General features: G+C 74.5%; 18 protein-coding genes. 5 read left to right on the plus strand and 13 right to left on the minus strand.

Annotation, left to right across the window (positions count from 1 at the left end; all coding sequences use genetic code 11):
• Window positions 1-47: 47 nt before the first annotated feature.
• On the minus strand, window positions 48-1,463 hold the full coding sequence (locus IEY94_RS16300; RefSeq protein WP_229784087.1) for an alkaline phosphatase PhoX: 1,416 nt from the start codon (window positions 1,461-1,463) through the stop codon (window positions 48-50).
• A gap of 335 nt (window positions 1,464-1,798) precedes the next feature.
• Here IEY94_RS16300 and IEY94_RS16305 point away from each other — a divergent pair, with 335 nt between their 5' ends.
• Complete coding sequence (locus IEY94_RS16305) at window positions 1,799-2,239, plus strand: VOC family protein (RefSeq protein ID WP_189171050.1); 441 nt, start codon at window positions 1,799-1,801, stop codon at window positions 2,237-2,239.
• A 35-nt stretch (window positions 2,240-2,274) separates the two neighbouring features.
• On the opposite strand, the gene IEY94_RS16310 is transcribed toward IEY94_RS16305, so the two are convergent.
• Window positions 2,275-3,414, minus strand: a complete 1,140-nt coding sequence (locus IEY94_RS16310; protein WP_189171051.1) for a DNA recombination protein RmuC — start codon at window positions 3,412-3,414, stop codon at window positions 2,275-2,277.
• Window positions 3,415-3,639: 225 nt separating this feature from the next.
• Between IEY94_RS16310 and IEY94_RS16315 the strand changes: the two genes are divergently transcribed.
• Window positions 3,640-4,053, plus strand: a complete 414-nt coding sequence (locus IEY94_RS16315; protein ID WP_189171052.1) for a hypothetical protein — start codon at window positions 3,640-3,642, stop codon at window positions 4,051-4,053.
• A 114-nt stretch (window positions 4,054-4,167) separates the two neighbouring features.
• Here the strand turns inward: IEY94_RS16315 and valS are convergent, their stop codons facing one another.
• The 4 genes from valS to IEY94_RS16335 all read right to left on the minus strand — a co-directional run bounded on the left by valS (window position 4,168) and on the right by IEY94_RS16335 (window position 10,578).
• On the minus strand, window positions 4,168-6,828 hold the full coding sequence (valS, locus tag IEY94_RS16320; RefSeq protein ID WP_189171053.1) for a valine--tRNA ligase: 2,661 nt from the start codon (window positions 6,826-6,828) through the stop codon (window positions 4,168-4,170).
• Between the two features lie 450 nt (window positions 6,829-7,278).
• The gene (locus IEY94_RS16325; RefSeq protein WP_189171054.1) at window positions 7,279-7,782 is read right to left on the minus strand and encodes a methylated-DNA--[protein]-cysteine S-methyltransferase; all 504 of its coding nucleotides are present in this window, start codon (window positions 7,780-7,782) and stop codon (window positions 7,279-7,281) included.
• Window positions 7,779-9,332, minus strand: coding sequence for a DNA-3-methyladenine glycosylase 2 family protein (locus IEY94_RS16330; RefSeq protein ID WP_189171055.1), 1,554 nt, complete (start codon window positions 9,330-9,332; stop codon window positions 7,779-7,781). Before IEY94_RS16330 ends, IEY94_RS16325 begins: the two co-directional genes overlap by 4 nt.
• Window positions 9,333-9,402: 70 nt before the next feature.
• Window positions 9,403-10,578, minus strand: a complete 1,176-nt coding sequence (locus IEY94_RS16335) for an outer membrane protein assembly factor BamB family protein (RefSeq protein ID WP_189171056.1) — start codon at window positions 10,576-10,578, stop codon at window positions 9,403-9,405.
• 116 nt (window positions 10,579-10,694) lie between these two features.
• On the opposite strand from IEY94_RS16335, the gene IEY94_RS16340 reads away from it, so the two are divergent.
• Window positions 10,695-11,417: a DUF998 domain-containing protein gene (locus IEY94_RS16340; RefSeq protein WP_189171057.1), complete on the plus strand. Its 723-nt coding sequence runs from the start codon at window positions 10,695-10,697 to the stop codon at window positions 11,415-11,417.
• 1 nt (window position 11,418) lies between these two features.
• Window positions 11,419-12,504 carry a redox-regulated ATPase YchF gene (gene ychF / locus IEY94_RS16345; RefSeq protein ID WP_189171058.1) on the plus strand — a complete coding sequence of 362 codons (1,086 nt, stop codon included), beginning with the start codon at window positions 11,419-11,421 and terminating at the stop codon, window positions 12,502-12,504.
• 42 nt (window positions 12,505-12,546) lie between these two features.
• On the opposite strand, the gene IEY94_RS16350 is transcribed toward ychF, so the two are convergent.
• From IEY94_RS16350 to IEY94_RS16380, 7 genes are all read right to left on the minus strand, one after another.
• Window positions 12,547-12,744, minus strand: a complete 198-nt coding sequence (locus IEY94_RS16350; protein WP_189171059.1) for a hypothetical protein — start codon at window positions 12,742-12,744, stop codon at window positions 12,547-12,549.
• A gap of 104 nt (window positions 12,745-12,848) precedes the next feature.
• Entirely contained in the window at window positions 12,849-13,994 is a 1,146-nt protein-coding gene (locus IEY94_RS16355; protein WP_268244849.1) for a helix-turn-helix domain-containing protein, read from the minus strand.
• 161 nt (window positions 13,995-14,155) lie between these two features.
• Window positions 14,156-15,280: a Fic family protein gene (locus IEY94_RS16360; protein ID WP_189171061.1), complete on the minus strand. Its 1,125-nt coding sequence runs from the start codon at window positions 15,278-15,280 to the stop codon at window positions 14,156-14,158.
• 124 nt (window positions 15,281-15,404) lie between these two features.
• Entirely contained in the window at window positions 15,405-16,316 is a 912-nt protein-coding gene (locus tag IEY94_RS16365) for a M28 family peptidase (RefSeq protein WP_229784089.1), read from the minus strand.
• A gap of 120 nt (window positions 16,317-16,436) precedes the next feature.
• Window positions 16,437-16,907 (minus strand): hypothetical protein, encoded by a 471-nt coding sequence (locus IEY94_RS16370; protein ID WP_189171063.1) that lies wholly within the window; start codon window positions 16,905-16,907, stop codon window positions 16,437-16,439.
• A gap of 155 nt (window positions 16,908-17,062) precedes the next feature.
• Window positions 17,063-17,947, minus strand: coding sequence for a M28 family peptidase (locus IEY94_RS16375; RefSeq protein WP_189171064.1), 885 nt, complete (start codon window positions 17,945-17,947; stop codon window positions 17,063-17,065).
• Window positions 17,948-18,060: 113 nt separating this feature from the next.
• Window positions 18,061-18,375 (minus strand): 4a-hydroxytetrahydrobiopterin dehydratase, encoded by a 315-nt coding sequence (locus tag IEY94_RS16380; RefSeq protein ID WP_189171065.1) that lies wholly within the window; start codon window positions 18,373-18,375, stop codon window positions 18,061-18,063.
• 566 nt (window positions 18,376-18,941) lie between these two features.
• Here IEY94_RS16380 and IEY94_RS16385 point away from each other — a divergent pair.
• Window positions 18,942-19,328 (plus strand): (deoxy)nucleoside triphosphate pyrophosphohydrolase, encoded by a 387-nt coding sequence (locus tag IEY94_RS16385; RefSeq protein WP_373291312.1) that lies wholly within the window; start codon window positions 18,942-18,944, stop codon window positions 19,326-19,328.
• Window positions 19,329-19,357 lie beyond the last annotated feature (29 nt).

Genomic DNA, 19,357 nt, shown 5'->3' on the forward strand with positions numbered 1-19,357 from the left:
ACGTCAATGCAATGAATGGGGGCGGCCCGGCCGCCCCCATTCATTGATTACCGCCGCCGGTGCCAGGGTCCGGTGATCGCAAGAATGTGCCCCGGCGCCTGGATGTTGGCGAACAGGATGCGGCCGTCCGCGGAGAATGTCGGGCCGCAGAATTCGCTGTCGTTCAGGTCGTTGCGGGCCAGCGCGTACGTCTTGCCCTGCTCGGTCACGCCGACCAGGTGGGACACGCCCGCGCCGTCCTCGGCCAGGATCAGCCCGCCGTACGGCGAGACCGTGATGTTGTCCGGCCCGTCGAAGTTGGCCCCGTCCACGTCCGGCGTCTGGTTCACCCCGAACAGCGTCTTCAGCTCGACCGTCGCCCGCCGCGGGTCGTAGAACCAGACCTGCCCGTCGTGCTGCTGCGGGCTGCCGTCGGCGGTCCGGGCGAAGCTGGCGACGAAGTACGCGCCGCCGTCGCCCCACCACGCCCCCTCCAGCTTGTTGCTGTTGGTGACCACGCCGGCGGCGAACTGCTTGCGCACCGAGGTCGTCTGCGCGTCCCGGTCGGCGACGTTGATCCAGGTCACCTTGTACTTGGTCCCCGGCGCGGTGGCCGCGGCCAGGTCCGGCACGTGCACGCCGTCGAGCGTGCAGCGCATCGCCTGGAGCTGGCCGGCGGTGTCGCCGCCCGGCGCCAGCGCGAGCGCCCGCAGCGCGCCCTTGCGGCCCCGGAAGTGCCGCGGCGGTACCCACCGGTAGTACAGGCCGTGCGGGTTGCCGGCGTCCTCGGTCAGGTAGATCTCGCTGCTGTGCGGGTTGACCACGACGGCCTCGTGGGCGTACCGGCCGAGGAACTTCAGCGGCACCGGGTCGCGGTTGGCCGCCTGGTCGTACGGGTCGACCTCGAAGACGTACCCGTGGTCGCGCAGGAACCGGCCGCCCTTGCGCTGCTCGGTCTCCTCGCAGGTGAGCCAGGTGTCCCACGGCGTGATGCCGCCGGCGCAGTTGTTGTGCGTACCGGCCAGGCTCACGTAGTGCTTCACCCGGTTGCCGGTGCGGTCCACCTCGATCGTGGTGGTGCCGCCGCGGGCGCCCGTGTCGTACGTCAGCCCCGCCGCCGTCGGCACGCCGTTCGGCTCGCTGCCGCCGACCTCGTGGTTGGTGACGAGGACGCTGCCCTTCTGCTTGCCGGGGAAGCAGCCGATGCCGTCCGGGTCGTCCGGGCACAGCTCGCCGGTGTCCAGGGTGGTGCCGCCGGTCTTCGCGACCAGCGTGTACGAGAAGCCGGCCGGCAGCGCGAGGACGCCGGCCGGGTCGGCGATCAGCGGCCCGTAGCCGGTGGGCGGCTTCGGGGCGCCGAGCGCCGCGGCCGGCCCGGCGAAGATGTCGAGGTTGCCGGCCAGGGCGATGCCCATGCCGCCGGCGGCGCCCGCGCGGAGCAGGCCGCGCCGGGACAGGGCGGAATCGTGCGGTGTCGTGGTCACGATGACTGCCTTTCGCGGGTTGTCGGTTGCCGTCACTCAAGCCGCCGTAACCCAACGGCAGCCGACGGCGAGACGAACCCCCGCCGAACCCCTGCACCGCGGGCCGGGTGAGCCCGCCGCAGTGATGCACACTGATCTGTTCGGCGGCCCGATCGCGGTCGGCGGCCCGGCCGATGCGCCATCGTCCGTCCGGCCGGCGTCACCGGGCGGGCGGCCCGGGGCCCGCGGCACGGTGTTCCGTTGCCCGGTCGATCCGCCGCGCCGCGCTCCGGGCCGGCGGCGGGGGCGGGCGGGGTTGCCCGGCGGGCGGGGGCGGGCCGGCGTAGGTTGGCGGGGTGGAGCAGCGGCTGAACTTCGTGACCCTCGCCGTCCGCGACGTCGCCCGGTCCCGGGCGTTCTACCTGGACGGCCTCGGCTGGCGGCCGGCGTTCGAGGCGCCGGGGGAGGTGCTCTTCCTCCGCGTCGCGCCGGGCGTGGTGCTGTCGCTGTGGTCGCGCGCGGGCTTCGTGGCCGAGCTGGGGTACGAGCCGGCCGACGGCCCCGCCCCGCTGACGCTGGCCCACAACGTCGGCGCGCCGGCCGAGGTGGACGCCGTGCTCGCCGCGGCGGTGGCCGCCGGGGCGCGGCTGATCAGCCCCGGCACGGCCCGCGACTGGGGCGGGTACAGCGGGTACTTCGCCGACCCGGACGGCTTCTGCTGGGAGGTCGCGCACAACCCCGGCCCGATCGGCGTCGAGGTCCTGGCCGAATCCCGCGCCGCCACCCGCCCCGACTGACGCCGCCGCCTCCGGGCGGGACCGGGGTGCGGTGGTCAGGCGTCGGTCAGCTCCGGGGCCTGCGGCTGGCGCGGCGCCAGCTCCACCTGCGCCGGCGCGGCCAGCGGGCTGTCGGACACGCCCAGGTCGGCGAGCTTGCGCGCGCTCACCAGTACCCGCGACTCCAGCGACCCCACCGCCCGGTTGTACGCCGCCACCGCGCTGCCCAGCGCCCCGCCCAGCTTGCCGACGTGGTCGCCGAGCGTGCCCAGCCGCCCGTACAGCTCGCGGGCCAGCGTGTGCACCTCCTGCGCGTTGCGCGCCAGCGCCTCCTGCCGCCACGAGTACGCCACCGTCCGCAGCAGCGCCACCAGTGTCGCCGGCGTGGCCAGCACGACGTCGCGGGCGAACGCGTGCTCCAGCAGCGTCGGGTCCCGCTGCAGCGCGACGTCCAGGAACGGGTCCGCCGGGACGAACAGCACCACGAACTCCGGCGCCGTCGGGAACGCCGACCAGTACGACTTGGCCGCCAGCGCGTCCACGTGCCCGCGCAGGTGCTTGGCGTGCGCGGCCAGGTGCCGGTCCCGGGTGTGCTCGTCGCGCGCCTCCATCGCGGACAGGTAACCGTCGAACGGCGCCTTCGCGTCCACCACCACCGACCGCCCGCCGTGCAGCCGGACGACCAGGTCCGGCCGGACCACCGCGTCGTCGGTCGCCGCGTGCACCTGCTCGGCGAAGTCGCAGTGCTCCAGCATCCCCGCCGCCTCGACGATCCGGCGGAGCTGGTGCTCGCCCCAGCGCCCGCGCACCTGCGGCGCGCGCAGCGCGGCCACGAGCTGCCGGGTCTCGGTGCGCAGCTCGCCGGAGACCGTCGTCATCGCCTCGATCTGGGTGCGCAGCTCGGCGTACGAGCCGACCCGGTCGCGCTCCAACTGGGCGACCCGCTGCTCGTACCGCAGCAGCGACTCGTGCAGCGGCGCCACCGCCCGGGCGACCGCCTCGGCGGACTGCGCGGTCGCCTCGTGCCCGAGCGTCCGCAGCGACTGCTCCAGCCGCGTCTCACCGTGCTCCCGCGCGGCGAGCGTGGCGCGCAGCTCGGCCCGCTCGGTGGCGGACCGGCCACGGGCGGCGTACCAGCCCAGCGCCGCACCGACGCCCAGGCACACCACGACGACGAGCACCGTCGAGAACGTCATGCCGACACCCTGCCAGCCCGCACCGACATTCTCCGCGCGCCGCGACGATCCCCGCGCGGCGCAACCATTCATCCGCGCGCCTCCACTCCGCACGGCGCGCCCCGCGGCGCTTCCCTCCCCACGCGACCTCTCTCCGCGCGGCCCATCTCCCGCGTGGCGCGGCCGGCGCGTCGGACACCCGACAGCCCGGCCGCGCGGGCGGCGGGGCGGTACTACCGTGCGGGAATGGTGGTGTTGGCGGTGGTGGTCGGTGGGCTCTGGACGGTCGGGTTGGTGCTGCTGGTGCGCACCGCGCGGCGGCGGGCGGCGGGAGCGCCGCCGCGCTGGCAGCGGGCGGGCGGGGTGGCCGGCCGACCCGCGATACCCGCGGGTCGGCCGGTCGGCGCCGTCCTGCCCGGCGCCGACGGCGTGGGCATGGTGGAGGCCGGCACCCTGGACACCGGCACCGCCGACTGCGCCCCGAACAGCGGCGACACCGGGACCGCGGGCGGCAACGACAGCGGTTGGGGCATGGGGGGCGGCGGCTGGGGCGGCGGCGACAGCGGTTCGAGCCCGAGCGGCGGCGACAGCGGCTGGGGCGGCGGGGACGCGGCCGGCTGGAGCACCGACTCGGGCGGCGGCTGCTCATCCAGCGACTGACCACCACACCGAGCCACCACCCGGGCCCCCGCGCCACCCGCTCGCGATCATGAGGTCGGATACCTCAACCGCGCCGGATTCGGTACCTCAGCCCATGTTCCCGGGCGGGTGGGGTCAGAGGGCGCAGGCGATGACCAGTTCCGTCGTGCGGTCCGGGTGGAGTTCCAGGGTGTCGATGCGGCCCGCGGCGCGCAGGTCGTCCAGCGCCGTCGCCAGTACGTCCAGCTCCGCCGCCGGCCCCAGCGCCTCGGCCAGCGGCACGGGCGCCTTCATCGACAGCTTCCGCTGCGACTTCGCCCGCCGGACCTGGCCGAGCGCGTCCCGTACCACCGCCAGCAGCGCCGGGTCGCCCTCGTCCGCGCCGAACCGCTCCACCTCCTGCGGTGTCGGCCACGGGCTGGTGTGGACGGAGCCGCCCCGCCACCACGACCAGACCTCCTCGGTCACGTACGGCAGGTACGGCGCGAACAGCCGCAACTGCACCGACAGCGCGTTGGCCAGCGCCGCCCGGGCCGAGGCCGCGCCGGGGTCGTCGGCCGGCCCGTACGCCCGCTCCTTGACCAGCTCGATGTAGTCGTCGCAGAACGTCCAGAAGAACTGCTCCGCGGCCACCAGCCCGGCCGTGTGGTCGTACGCCGACAGCCCCTCCGTCGCGGTCGCGACCGTGCGGGCCAGGGCCGCGAGCATCGCCCGGTCCAGGGCGGCGGTGGCGGGCGCGCGCAGCGCCTCGGCCGCGCCGAGGCCGAGCACGAACCGGGCGGCGTTGAGCAGCTTGGTGGCCAGCCGCCGGCCGACCCGCATCTGCCCCTCGTCGAACGCCAGGTCGGTGCCCGGCCGGCCGCTGGCGGCCCAGTACCGGACGGCGTCCGCGCCGTGCCGCTCCAGCAGGTCGACCGGCGTGGTGGCGTTGCCGGCGGACTTGCTCATCTTCTTGCGGTCCGGGTCGAGGATCCAGCCGGAGACGACCGCGTGCCGCCAGGGCAGCGCGTCGTGCTCGGTGTGCGCGCGCAGCACGGTGGCGAACAGCCAGGTCCGGATGATCTCGTGCGCCTGCGGGCGCAGGTCCATCGGGAACACCCGGCCGAACAGGTCCGGGTCGCGCTCCCAGCCGCCGGCGATCTGCGGCGTCAGGGACGAGGTGGCCCAGGTGTCGAGGACGTCCGGGTCGGCGGCGAACCCGCCCGGCTTGCCGCGGTCGGCGCGGATGAAGCCCGGCGGGGTGTCGGTGGACGGGTCGACCGGCAGCGCCGACTCCGGCGGCAGGATCGGGCGGGAGTGGTCGGGGCGGCCGTCGTCGTCGAGGCGGTACCAGACCGGGATGGGCACGCCGAAGAAGCGCTGCCGGCTCACCAGCCAGTCGCCGTTGAGGCCGCCGACCCAGTGCTCGTACCGGTGCCGCATGTGCGCCGGCACCCAGTCCAGCTCGCGCCCGCGGTCCAGCAGCGCGTCGCGCAGCGCGGCGTCGCGGCCGCCGTTGCGCAGGTACCACTGGCGGGTGGCGACGATCTCGAGCGGCCGGTCGCCCTTCTCGTAGAACTTCACCGGGTGGGTGATCGGGCGCGGCTCGCCGATCAGCGCCAGCGCCGCGCCGAGCGCGGCGACGATCTCCCGGCGGGCGGCGTTGACGGTGGCGCCGGCCAGCGGCGCGTACGGCGCGGCGGGCACCCCGGCCGGCGGCTCGGCGGCGAATCGGCCGTCCCGGCCGACCAGCACCCGGGTGTCCAGGTCGAGTTCGCGCCACCAGGTGACGTCGGTGAGGTCGCCGAACGTACAGACCATCGCCAGGCCGGTGCCCTTGGCCGGGTCGGCGAGCGGGTGCGCCCGAACGGGCACCTCGACGTCGAACAGCGGCGTGCGGGCGGTCCGGCCGACGAGCAGCGCGTACCGCTCGTCGTCGGGGTGGCAGACCAGCGCGACGCAGGCGGGCAGCAGCTCGGGGCGGGTGGTGTCCACGAACAACGGTCCGGTGGGGCCGGCGAACTTCAGCCGGTGGTACGCCCCCGGCCGCTCCCGATCCTCCAATTCGGCCTGCGCGACCGCGGTGCCGAAGCCGACGTCCCACAGGGTCGGCGCCTCCGCGGTGTACGCCTCGTCGCGCGCCACCGCCCGGACGAACGCCCGCTGCGCCGCGGTCCGCGCGGCCGCGCCGATCGTGGTGTACGTCAGCGACCAGTCCACGGACAGCCCGAGCCGCCGCCACAGCTCCTCGAACACCTGCTCGTCGCGGGCGGTCAGCGTCTCGCAGAACGCGACGAAGTTGCGCCGGGAGATCGCCCGCGGCGGGTCGAACGGCCGCTCCGGCGGGGTGAGGTCGGCGTCGTACGGCAGGCCCGGGTCGCAGCGCACGCCGTACACGTTCTGCACCCGGCGCTCGGTGGGCAGGCCGTTGTCGTCCCAGCCCATCGGGTAGAAGACGGCCCGGCCGCGCATCCGCTGGTACCGGGCGACGACGTCGGTGTGGGTGTACGAGTAGACGTGGCCGAGGTGCAGCGAACCGGAGACGGTCGGCGGCGGGGTGTCGATGCTGAAGACGTCGGCGCGCTCGCGGGTGCGGTCGAACGCGTACGTGCCGTCGGCCCGCCAGCGCTCGGCCCACCGCTGCTCCAGGCCGTCGAGCGAGGGCCGCTCGGGGAGCGTCCCGGCGCGCGTCCCGTCCGCGCCGCCCCGCCCGTCCGCGCCGCCCGCTGCCGGGTCGTCGCGCGGCGGTGCCGGCTCACTCGCGCCGCCGGGCTCGGCTGACCCGCTCGGGTGGTTCGGCCCGTCCGCTTCCGTCATGCCCGGATCGTACGGGCCGGGTCCGACACCGGCGATCCATTACCGCGGCCGGGGGCGCGCCCACCGCGGCCCGGCCGGGACGAGGGCGGCGTGGGACTCCTCCGGCGCGCCTTGCCATCGGGGTCCCACGCCGCCCGCCCATGGCGGGTCACGATCGGGGTGGGGCGACCGTGACCCGCGGACCCCGGGTCGTCGGCCGCCGGCCGCCCGGCGCGCCCGTGGGCGCGCCGATCTGCGGCGGGGACGCGATGGCCAGCGCAGCGGGGGTGGAACGCTTCACTGCATGCTCCAGGGTGGGTGACCGCACCCGGGTATCGACGAACCCGGATGCATGCTCGCCGCCATGATGTGTGATCCACGTCGCGAATGTCGATGCGGGCCATTAGCCAATGCGAGCGTTAACAGTCATTCACCTTTGTCGGGCATTGTGAAAGTAGTTGCTGACCTGCACTAACGCTGGCTCATGCCGGCCTCGTGTAACAGCAACCAACTTTTTACGTGCGTACCCCAGCGGTAGCCGCCGAGGCTGCCGTCGGTGCGCAGGACCCGGTGGCACGGTACGAACAGGGCGGCCGCGTTGCGCGCGCACGCCGCCGCGGCGGCCCGCACGGCCGCCGGCCGGCCGGCCCTCGCGGCGAAGGCGGTGTAGCTCTCCGGCGTACCGGCCGGGATGTCCCGCATCACCGTCCAGGCCCCCGCCATGAACTCCCCGCCGGACCGCTGGTGCACCGGCACCCGGTCGAGCGCGGCGAGGTCGCCGGCGAAGTAGGCGTCCACCGCCTTGCTGATGTCGCCCAGCTCGGCCCGCGGCCGGGTCGGGCCGCGCAGCTCGGGGTGGATCAGCGGCAGCAGGTCGGCCGGGTCGGCGGTGAAGCCGGCGGCGCGCACGGCGCCGTCCGCGGCCAGGATGGTCAGCGGTCCGGTGGGCGTGGTCGAGGTCAGCAGATCGATCATCGGGCGGCTCTCCAGAGGTGCATCAGGGCGTACCCGCGCCACGGCCGCCAGGCGGCGGCGTGCGCGGCGAGCGCCGCGGGGGAGTCGGGCAGGTGCAGGGCGGCGGCGCCGCGGCGGGCGCCGAGGTCGGTGGGGAGGAAGGCGTCCGGGTCGCCGAGGGCGCGCAGGGCGACGTACTCCGCGGTCCACGGTCCCACGCCGGGCAGCGCGAGCAGGCCGCGGCGTACGTCGTCGCGGTCGGCGCCGGGGTCGAGGGTGAGGTCGCCGGCCGCGACGGCGGCGGCGAGCGCCCGGAGGGTGGCCCGCCGCGCGGCGGGCATCCGGAACGCGGCGTCGGGCAGGTCGGCGAGCGCGCCGGCGTCGGGGAACGACACCAGCCCGCCCACCCCGCCGTCCCCGGCCGCGGCCCCGTCCCCGACCGCCGCACCCTCGCCGCCAGCGCCAGCGCCAGCACCAGCGCCAGCGCCAGCACCAGCACCAGCACCAGCGGTGGCGGCAGGGGCAGCAGCGGTGGGGTGGGCGGCCGCGGCGAGGTGGGCCAGGACCGTGCGGGCGCCGGCCACCGACACCTGCTGCCCGACCACCGCGCGCACCGCCAGCTCGAACCCGTCCACCGCCCGCGGCACCCGCACCCCCGGCGCGGCCGCCACCGCCGCGGCCAGCGCCGGGTCCGCGGCCAGGTCCGTGTCCACCGCCGCCGGGTCGGCGTCCAGGTCGCACAGCCGCCGACACCGGGCCACCGCGGGCGCGAGGTCGCGGGTGTCGGCCAGCCGCAGCGTCGCGCTGAGGTACCCGTCGGCCGGCGTGAGCGCGATCGCCCCGGCGCCGTGCGGCAGGCGGACCGCCCGCCGGTACCCGGTACCGTCCGCCGCCTCCACCCCGGCCACCGCGCGGTCGGCGAGGTACCCGAGCAGCGCGCCCGCGTGCAGCGGCGGCCGGTACGCCAGCCGCAGCGTGATCGTCCCCGCGGCCGGCTCGGGCGCCCGGGCCCGGGCCGCGGTGCGCAGCGCGGACGGCGGCACCGCGTACACCGCGGCGATCGTCTCGTTGAACTGCCGGACGCTGCCGAACCCGGCCGCGAACGCCACCTCGGCCAGCCCCAGGTCGGTCGACTCGATCAGCGTCCGGGCGGTCTGCGCCCGCTGCGCCCGGGCCAGCGCCAGCGGCCCCGCGCCCAGCTCGGCGGTGAGCAGCCGGTGCAGGTGCCGGGCGGTGTACCCGAGCCGGGCGGCCAGCCCCGGCACCCCCTCGCGGTCGACCAGCCCGTCGCCGATCAGCCGCATCGCCCGGCCGACGGTGTCGGCCCGGCCGTCCCACTCGGGCGAGCCGGGCGCGGCGTCCGGCCGGCAGCGCCGGCAGGCCCGGAACCCGGCCCGCTGCGCGGCGGCCGCGGACGGGTAGAAGCGCACGTTGCGCTGCTTCGGCGTGGTCGCCGGGCAGGACGGCCGGCAATAGATGCGGGTCGAGGTGACAGCGGTGTAGAACCAGCCGTCGAACCGCGGGTCGCGGCTGTCGACGGCCCGGTAACAGCGGGCGAAGTCCAGGTCCACCCCTCGATCCTGCCCCGCCGACCCGGGCATTGCTCGCGGGAATCGGACCTGACGGTTCGGGCCCGCCGGGTCAGGGCCGGTACGCCGCCAGCCGCACCCCGTCCGCCGCGTACAGCGTGCCGTCCGCGACCACCGCGTGCCCGACCGTCCCGCGCAGCGCCGGCGCCCCCGGCACCGCCCGCCCGGTCGCCGCCGCCCGGATCGCCAGCGCCCCGCCGGCCACCGCCGCGTACACCAGCCCGCCGGCCCGGGTCGGCCGCCCGACGGCGCCGCCGAGCGGCACCGACCAGTCCCGCCGCCCGCTGGCCGCGGCCAGCGCGGTCAGCGCCGCACCGCCGCCCACGAACACCCGCCGCCCGTCGGCGGCCACGCTCGGCCGGGCGATCCCGCCGAGCACCGGCGCCGACCAGCGCACCCGCCCGCTGTCCGCCCGGACGGCGAGCAGCGCCGCGCCCTCCCGCGCGTAGAACGTCCCGCCGGCCGGGTCGGCGGCGAGCACCTCCCACGCCCGGCGGGTCTGCCAGAGCACCCGACCGGTCCGGGCCGACACGGCCACCGCGCCCGGCGCGGGCGCGTCCTCCCGGGTCAGCAGCAGCCGCCCGCCGGCCGCCACCGGAGCGGCGTTCAGCGCGCGCGGCACGGCCCAGGCCCGGCGGCCGTCGCCGACCCGGTACGCCGTCACCTCCGCCGTCGTCGACGGGTCCACGCCGGACACGATCGCCAGCCCGCCGGCCACGACCATCGTGTGCATGGGCGCGTCCCGGCGGAGCTGCCACCGCCGTACCCCGGACCGCGCGTCGTACGCCGCCAGCGTCCCGTTCGGGTCCGACACCGACTGGCAGTCCGACGACGCGGCGACCAGCAGCCCGCCCGCGACGGCCAGCCGGGGCGTGGTCGTGTCCATCGGGTCCTCGACGTCGTGCCGCCACAGCACCCGCCCCGACCCGGCGGCGAGCGCGGCGAACCCGCGCTGGTCCGGGTGGAACGCCCGCCCGTCGGCCAGCACGGGCGGCCCCTGATTGATGCAGGAGTACTCCGGCACCGTCGGCGACGTGACCCGCCACCGCGGCCGCAGCCGGTCCACGCTGCCCGCGTTGAGCACGTCCTCGACCGGGTTGTAGCCGCCGTTCGCCGCGTCGTACCCCGCCTGCGCCCACCCGCCGCCGGCCGCCGCCGCGGGCGCCGCCGCGCCCAGCCCGACCAGCGCCGCGACGGCCGCGGCCCAGCCGCGATTCCCCCGTACCATCGACGTCCCCCTTTGCTCAGTCGCCAAACTAGGGTCGGCCGGGCGGGCTAGTATCGATGATCGAAAACTTTCACGCGGGCGGGTCCGGCGCCGGCGCGGTCGGCGGGGGAGGGCGCGTGGTGCGCACCGCCGCGGCGCTCGCCGCCGCCCTGGTCGCCGCCGGCATGCTCGCCATGACCACCGCCGACCTGCGCGCGGGCGTACCGGCGTTCGTCAGCGAGTCCGGCACACCGGCCGCCCCCGCCGCGGACCTGTACCGCGCCGGCGTCCTCGCCACCGCCCTCGGCGTCGCCGCCCTCGGCCTGGCCCTGCACCGCTGGGGCCGCGGCGCCGCCGGGAACGCGAACCCCGCCGGCCGCCCGGCGGCGTCGCTCGGCGCGGCCGCGCTGCTGCTGCTCGCCGCCCCCGCCGCGGCCACCTCCGCCCTGGTCCACTGCTCGCCCGGCTGCCCGCTGCCGCCGTACCAGCGCGCCACCCCCGCCGACCTCGTGCACGCCGCCGCCAGCATCGCCGCGCTGGGCCTGCTCGCCCTGGCGATGGTCCTGCTGGCCGCCCTTGCCCCGGATCGCACCCTGCGCCGCCGCTGCGTCGGCGCCGCGGTGCTGGCCGTGCCGGTCCTGCTCGTCGCCGCGTCCTGCCTGGCGTTCGTCGGCCGCTCGACGTTCACCGGCCTGGCCGAGCGCGCCGGCCTGGCCGCGGTCGCGGCCTGGCTGCTGATCGTCGCCGTACGCCTGGTCGGGCACCCGGACGTCAAGCGGTCCGGCCCGCGGCCCGGCGCCGGGGGCGGGCGCGGGGTGGGGTCGTCCGGGACCGCGGCGGGGACCCGTAAGCTGGTTTGACGTGAGCCTCACCATCGGCATCGTCGGCCTGCCCAACGTCGGCAAGAGCACGCTGTTCAACGCGCTGACCCGCAACGACGTCCTCGCGGCGAACTACCCGTTCGCCACCATCGAGCCCAACGTCGGCGTCGTCGGCCTGCCCGACGACCGGCTGGCCGTGCTCGCGGGCATCTTCGACTCCGAGAAGGTCATCCCGGCGCCGGTCTCGTTCGTCGACATCGCCGGCCTGGTCCGCGGCGCCTCCAAGGGCCAGGGCCGGGGCAACGCGTTCCTGGCCAACATCCGCGACGCCAGCGCGATCTGCCAGGTCGTCCGCGCCTTCTCCGACCCGGACGTCCTGCACGTCGACGGCAAGGTGTCGCCCGCCGACGACATCGAGACCATCAACACCGAGCTGGTCCTGGCCGACCTGCAGACGATCGAGAAGGCGCTGCCCCGGCTGCAGAAGGAGGCCAAGCTCCGCAAGGAGCGCGCCGGCATCGCCGCCGCGGCCGAGGCCGCCGCGAAGCTGCTGGACGCGGGCACCACGCTGTACGCGGGCGCGGCCGCCGCCGGCATCGACACCGACGCGCTGCGCGAGCTGCACCTGCTGACGACGAAGCCGTTCCTGTACGTCTTCAACGTCGACGAGGCCGAGCTGAACAACGCCACTTTCCTGGACGAACTCCGCGCCCTGGTCGCCCCCGCCGAGGCGATCTTCATGGACGCCAAGGTCGAGTCGGAGCTGATCGACCTGCCGCCGGACGAGGCGCTGGAGCTGCTGGAGTCCACCGGGCAGACCGAGCCGGGGCTGCACCAGTTGATCCGGGTGGGGTTCGGCACGCTCGGGTTGCAGACGTACCTCACGGCCGGGCCGAAGGAGGCGCGGGCGTGGACGGTCCCGGTGGGGGCGACGGCGCCCGAGGCGGCCGGGGTGATCCACACGGACTTCCAGCGGGGGTTCATCAAGGCGGAGGTCGTGTCGTACGCCGATCTCGTGGAGGCGGGGTCGATGCAGGCGGCGAAGTCGGCGGGGAAGGTGCGGATGGAGGGGAAGGACTACGTCATGCGCGACGGCGACGTGGTCGAATTCCGCTTCAACGTCTGACCGCGAAGAGTTCGGCCGGCAGCGCACTCCTCGCCCGGCGCGCTATTCGTCGCTCATCCCGGACCTGCGGATGAAGGCATAGACCGCCGAGGTGCCCCGTCCGTTGTCAAGGTCGGCTATCACGAGGCGGTCCGCGGTTACGGCGATCTCCCGTCCGCACCCGCTTCCGGTGTCGACCCACACCCGGACTATTCCGTCGGCCGGCAACTCGCGTGGGCCGACAGCCAGGATTGTCCTCATCCTTCTCCCTTCGGGCGGTCCGAGAACGCAGCGGCTCGTGACGGTCGGCCGCATCCTCCGATCGTTATCGTTGGATCACGGATTGTGAAGAAGGGTGCTGTCCGTCAGGTGTCCCCGGACAGTCGGGCGGACAGCTCCTCGGCCCGCCGGACCAGCGCCGCGGCGCCCGACGCCGAGGCGACCACCCGAACCGCCTCGGCGGCCGCCCGGGCAGCGGTCGGGTTCCCGGCCCGGGCGAGGGCGTGCGCCAGGTGGAGCCGGTACTCCGCCGCCCACTCGGCCCCGCGCTGCTCCGCCGGGAGCGCGTCGAGCCCGGCCGCCAGGAGGTCCACCGCGCGGCGATTCCCGTCCGGCTCGTGCTCGCCCAGCAGCGCGTACACCCGGCCCTGCTCGATGTCGAAGAACGCGGGGGACCGGTAGTAGTGCCAGTCGGGGACCGGACCGCCGTACTCCGCGAACCCGGCCGTCAGGTCGGCGGCCTCGGCCAGCGCGGACCCGACCCCGGCCCGGTCGTCGCGCATCGCGTGACCCCGGGCGAGCTGGAGCGCGTCGTACGCCCGCTGGCCGATGAACACCCCTCGGTCGCGCATCGCGGCCTCGGTCAGCCCGACCATCGCCCCCGGCTGACCCATGCGCTCGGCCAGGTATCCCTTGAAGCTCAGCGCGGTGGCGGTCATCTCCCGGCCGCCGATCTCGGCCGCCAGGGCCAGCGCCCGGTCGAAGCGCGCGGCGGCCCCGGCGGGGCGGCCGGTGGCCACGGCGAGCCAGCCCGCGAACTGTGCCCACTGGCTCGCCACGTCCACGAGATCCGAGCGCAGGTGCCCGGATGTCTCGGTGACCAGGTGCTCGATCACGCAGAGTTGACCGACGACCGGTCCGAGCATGGCGGCCGAACCGATGGTGTCCTCCAGGCGGCGCTGGTGGGCGAGCACGGTGGCCAGAGAGGCCACAGTGGACAGGTCCACGCGTCGGGGGTGCCGGACGACGTGAGCCACCCGGGCGGCCTCGTCCGGGTCCGGTAGGCCGCTGCCGGCGACCGCCATCGCGGCCAGCTCGCCGCCCGCCCGGAGCGCGTCGTCCAGGCGGCGGGCGATGTCGTACCCGGGGCGGGCGCGGCCGGTCTCGAGGTCGTGGACGAGCGTCTTGCCGTGGTGGACCAGGCGGGAGAGGTCACGGACGGACAGGCCGCGTTCAGCGCGCAACCGCCGCAATGTAGCCGAAAAACGCGGATTCACGATACTGTTCGGCATTGGTCACCTCCCCGTGGAGGAATGTGGGCGGGGCGTGCCGCTACTCTCGACCGCCGGAAACCGTTATCCGGCAAGGGAATCGACTCAACCCCAACAGCATGACGCTACGACACCGTGGCTACGAGCGGACCGATATCAGTTCCGCTCGGCCGGCGGCCTGGCTACGCGGCGTACGGGTCCCGTACGGGCGCGCGACCGCCAATGATCGCGGCCTGCACGTCGCGCAGTCCCGACGCACCGACGTAGTACCGCCCGCGGGTCTCGCCGCGGGCTTGGAGCAGACCCGCTGCGACCATCATCCGCATGTCGCGGTTCGCGGTTCCCACCTCGATCTCGGCGTCCTTCTCGTACACCGGCCGGCGGACCTTGAGGCCCAGCGTGGCGGGGTACAGGGCGTGAATGCTGCGCTCGGGCAGCCGTTCGGCCCGGACCACCGTCTCGAGTTCGATCCAGATGCGCGCGGCCTCGTCCACCCGTCGCAGTACCGTCTGCGCCTGCATATGGTGGGCCATGAGGTTGAACCGTACCCAGGCGGTCGTGTCCCGCGCAGGACTCCAAACGCCCGCACCGACGTCGGCGAGAACGGCGTAGTACGCCTGCGTGTTGCGGCCCAGCCACTCCTCGATACTGCTGAACTCGGGGGCGAGAATCCGTTCGCGCGCCAGTACGAGGGTTTGCAGCGCGCGCGCCATCCGCCCGTTCCCGCCCCGGAAGGGGTGGATCATGACCAGGTTCAGGTGCGCCATCGCCGCCCGGACGAAGACGGGGCAATCCTCCGGGGCTTGATCGAGGGCGAGCACCAATTCCCGCATGAGCCCCGGAACGTCGTCGGCCGCCGGGCCCTCGTAGACGGTGACGTCCCGCTCGTCGTCCCGGACGAAGATCTGGCCGGGTCGGTACCGGCCCGGGCTCTTGCTCAGGTCGTGCCCCAGCATCATGAAGTGCAGGCTGCGGATCAGCGACTCGTCGCACGCGAACGATGGATCGTCGGCAAGCTGTTGGATGTAGGTCAGCGCGTTGCGGTAGCCGACGATCTCCAGCGTCGTACGGTGGTCGGCGTCGATCGGCTCCTCGTCCTCCAGCACGGCCAGCGCGTCGTCGAGGCTGACGTCGTACCCCTCGATGCTGTTGGAGCCCCGGACCGCGCGGGCCTTGAGGTTGCGCCTGAGCTGTCCCTTCCAGCGCCGCGGCTCGTGGAGGTGCAGGCGCAGCTCACGGCGCAGCTCGTCGATCTCCGCGACGACCCGCAGGTCGTCCGGCACGAGAGTCGGGGCGGCGAACAGCACGCTCCGACGATGGCAGATTGACAAATCATCTGTCAACATTGACAGATGATTTGTCAATCTGTTCATTACTCTATGTGATTGACTGAGGGGTGCGCGGTGATCACCACCCACCCCTCAGTGACTTTCAGTAGCGGCGCGCGCCGGAGAGCTTCCAGGCGACGTGGGCGATGGCGTTCGTCGTGACCCCCATCGTCCGCGCATCCACGTTGCTCGTCGTGTCGCAGGCCTTGTGGTAGCAGGGATCCGACCCGGACCCGATCCCGCTCACCTTCACCCCGATCCGCAGGAACGACCCGTGGTCGGACCGGTCCCCGTAGTTCACGTTCTTGGTCGGGATGTTCTTGCCCTTGAAGTAGTCCTTCCAGATCGCGTTGTACTCGCTGCTCTGCTCGTACACGCCCCAGGTCTGCGTCCCCTTCGCCCCGACCATGTCGAAGTTCAGGTACACCGCGATCTTCTTGCGCTCGTCCGCGGGCAACTGCTGGGTGTAGTACTTCGAGCCGATCAGGCCCAGCTCCTCCGCGCCCCACCAGCCGAAGCGCAGCCGCTTGGCCGGCTTGACGTTCGACTTGGCGACCTCCAGCGCTACCGCCATCAGCGACGCCGTGCCGGAGCCGTCGTCGTTGATGCCCGGCCCGGCCGGGACGCTGTCGAGGTGGGCGCCGAGGAACACGACGTTGTTGGCGTCGCCGTGCGGCCAGTCCGCGATGAGATTCCAGCCGGTCGCGCCGTTGTGGGTGAAATTCTGCACGGACGTCGTGAAGCCGGCGGCGTCGAGCTTGCCCTTGACGTAGTCGATGGACGCCTTGAAGCCGGGCCGGCCGTGGGCGCGGTTGCCGCCGTTGGCGTCGGCGACTTTCTGCAGGCCCTGGATGTGCTCCATCGGGGCCGACTCCGGGATGACCGGCGGGTCGGCGGCAGCGGCGCCGCGGGCGCCGGGAACGGTGGGGAGGATCTCGGCCCATGCGGTACCGGCGAGGGTGGTGGCGCCGAGCGCCGCCGCGACCGCGCCGGCCACGAGGGTACGGAGGTGCATCATTTTGCTCCCGGGGGGAAGGGGCAGGGATTGCACCGTAACCGGGAACAAGGATCGGCGGGAGCCGATGGGTGACGCGGATTTTCCACGTACCGCGTGCCGGTGTGGAATCGACCGACGTCAGTCCAGCAGCGTGGTGGTCAGGTCGACGGTCGTGGGGGTGTCGCCGGCGCGGTGGCCGGTGCCGCTCTCGGCGATCAGCCGCGGGCGCGGCGCGCCCGCCACCGCCTCGCCGGCGCCGGTCATCGCGACCGCGTGCCGGCCGACGATCGTGCGCTGGTTGGTGAACGTGGTCGCGCCGCCGCGGTCCCACTCGACCGTGTCGGCGGTGACCGTGACCAGGGTGAGCGGGGTGCGCACGGGGGCGCTGCCGCGGATCGTGATGGTGGCACCGGTGGGGCCGCCGCGGCCGGGGACGGCGCAGCCGTGCAGGGTGCCGGCGCCGCTCACCGCGCCGGTCCCGGGGTCGATCCGCAGGCGCAGGTGGCCGCCGGCGCACAGCGGGGCCGGCTCCGCGGCCGCCGCGGGGGCGGGCGCGGCGGGGAGCAGGAGCAGGGCGGCGGTGGCGATCGTACGGGCGCGCAGCGGCATGGGACCTCCCGAGAACAAGCCGATATCTGGGCAAATCGGACTCGCTCTGCCAACGAACGAGGAGGACGGGGCGGTGTGCGCCCGGTGGGCGTAGCACGATGGGCGCAGCGGAGCCGGCGCCTCCACTGGGGACGGCGCCGGCACCGGGCGCGGGGTCAGGGGAGGCGCTTGGCGCCGGCCAGCTTCCAGGAGACCGCGGCGATCGCGTTGGCGCTGACCGTCATCGTCTCGACCGAGACGTTGGTGATCGTGTCGCACGCCTTGTGGTAGCAGCCGTCGTCGGTCTTGCCGCCGAAGCCGGATACCTTGATCTTGGCGTTCTTGAACGAGAGCTGGTCCGAGCTGGCCTGGTAGTCCTCCGTCGGGATCTGCTTGCCCGCGAAGTGCTCCTTCCAGACCGACGCCACGTCCGGCGACTCCTTGTAGATCCGCCACTTCTTCAGGTCCTTCACGCCGACCATGTCGAAGTTGAGGTAGATCGAGATCTTCTTCTTCTCGTCCGCCGACAGGTTCTTCAGGTACTGCGCCGAGCCGATCAGGCCGTTCTCCTCCGCGCCCCACCAGGCGAACCGCAGCCGCTTCTCCGGGCGCAGGTTCGACTTGGCGACGAGCAGGGCGTTCTCCAGGACGGCGGCGCTGCCCGAGCCGTTGTCGTTCACGCCCGGCCCGGCGGTCACGCCGTCGAGGTGGGCGCCGACCATCACGACCTGGTCGGCGTCGCCCTGCGGCCACTCCGCGATGAGGTTCCAGCCGGTCGCGCCGCCGTGCGTGAAGTTCTGGACGGACGTCGTGTAGCCGGCGGCGTCGAGGGCGGCCTTGACGTGGTCCAGCGACGCCTTGAAGCCGGGGCGGCCGTGGGCGCGGTTGCCGCCGTTGCCGTCGGCGATCTTCTGGAACGTCTGCAGGTGGGCCATGAGGGCCTCGCCGGGGATGGCCGGCGGGTCGGCGGGCACCGCCGGGTTCGCCGGGGCGGGCGCGGCCGGCGCGAACAGGACGAGGGTGGCCGCGGTACCGGCGGCGAGCAGGGCGCGGAGACGCATGCTTTCCTCCAAGGGGGTGGGTGGAGCGCCGGCACGGCGGCGCCAACCCCACCGGCTCCGCGTACCGTACGCGGTGCACGGGGCCCTTGGAAAGACATTCGTCGATGGATAGCTCAGCGGTCCGGTTCCTCCGTCACCGCCCGGTACACGTCCTCGATCCGGGCGGCCATCGCGACGGTGCCGGGGTGCAGGGCCTCATCGGGCGAGTGCAGCCGGATCAGGGTATGTCCGTCGTGCCGGTGTACCCGGGGACGGATCTGCAGGACGTCGGCGATCACCGTGATCCGTTCGGTGAAGGCCGCGTGCTGGCTGTCGTCCAGGGCCAGCGACCGGTGGATCTCCCGGCCCTGGCGCGCCCAGCCGGCGAGCAGCGCGAACGCCTCCGACAGGTAGTCCGGCCGGCGGCTGATGCTCCATGGCACGCGCACCGCCACTTCCTCCCTCGGGTCGCGACCGACCCTGGTGTCGGCCCGGCCGGCCGGGGACCGGCCCGCGGCGCGGACCGTCCGATCGGCGGCTGTGCCGGGTCCCCGTGCCGCCTACGATGAGGCGGCGACCGGCGCATGCCCGCCCGGCACGTCGGCGCCGGTAGCGGAGCGGCGCGGCGTGCCCGGTCGACCAGGCGAGTAGGGCGGGCGACCCGGGCGGCGGTGTGACAGCCCGCGGCAGGCGGCTGTCGGGAGCGGGCCGGCGAGCGTGGAGTCGACGGTGTCGTTCCGTGGTGCGATATATCGGTGGTGCGTCGGGACTGAGTTCATCTTGTTGCTGAGTCGTCGCCCTACCGTAGTGAAAATGTGCTGCCAGTCTGCCCTCCATCGCGATGCGTGTCCATGCCCCATAGTTTCGTGTTCTGAGAGCCGGCCGGATGACGGTGCTTCCCCGAACGCCCGAGGGTCTGGCAATGTAGTTGCACGTGCCGACCAGATGGACAGCCCGTATTGAGTCCGATGACCGATTTCCCGGCCCCCGCACCCCGGACGGGCCGGGCATGCCGGTGATCGTCGGGGCCGCCATCCTCGAGGGCGGGCGCGTCCTGGCCTGCGAGCGCGCCGAGCCCGCCGAGGTGGCCGGGATGTGGGAGTTCCCCGGCGGCAAGGTGGACCCCGGCGAGAGCGAGGTGGCCGCGCTCATCCGCGAGTGCGAGGAGGAGCTGGCGGTCGACGTCGAGGTGTTCGAACGGGTGGGTGACGACGTCCCCCTCGCGGGCCGCGACTACGTCCTCAAGGTGTACGTCGCCCGGCTGCGCGGGCCGCGCCGGCCGCGCGCGCTGGAGCACAGCGACCTGCGCTGGCTGGGCGGGGCCGACCTGCTGTCGGTGCCGTGGCTGCCCGCCGACGCGCCGATCGTGGCGGCCCTGCGGCCGTACCTCATCGAGGGCTGAACGCGCGGAGGGCGCCGGAGCCGGTCGGC

Origin of the sequence: Pilimelia anulata, from assembly GCF_014647895.1 — a bacterium.
Taxonomy (GTDB): domain Bacteria; phylum Actinomycetota; class Actinomycetes; order Mycobacteriales; family Micromonosporaceae; genus Pilimelia; species Pilimelia anulata.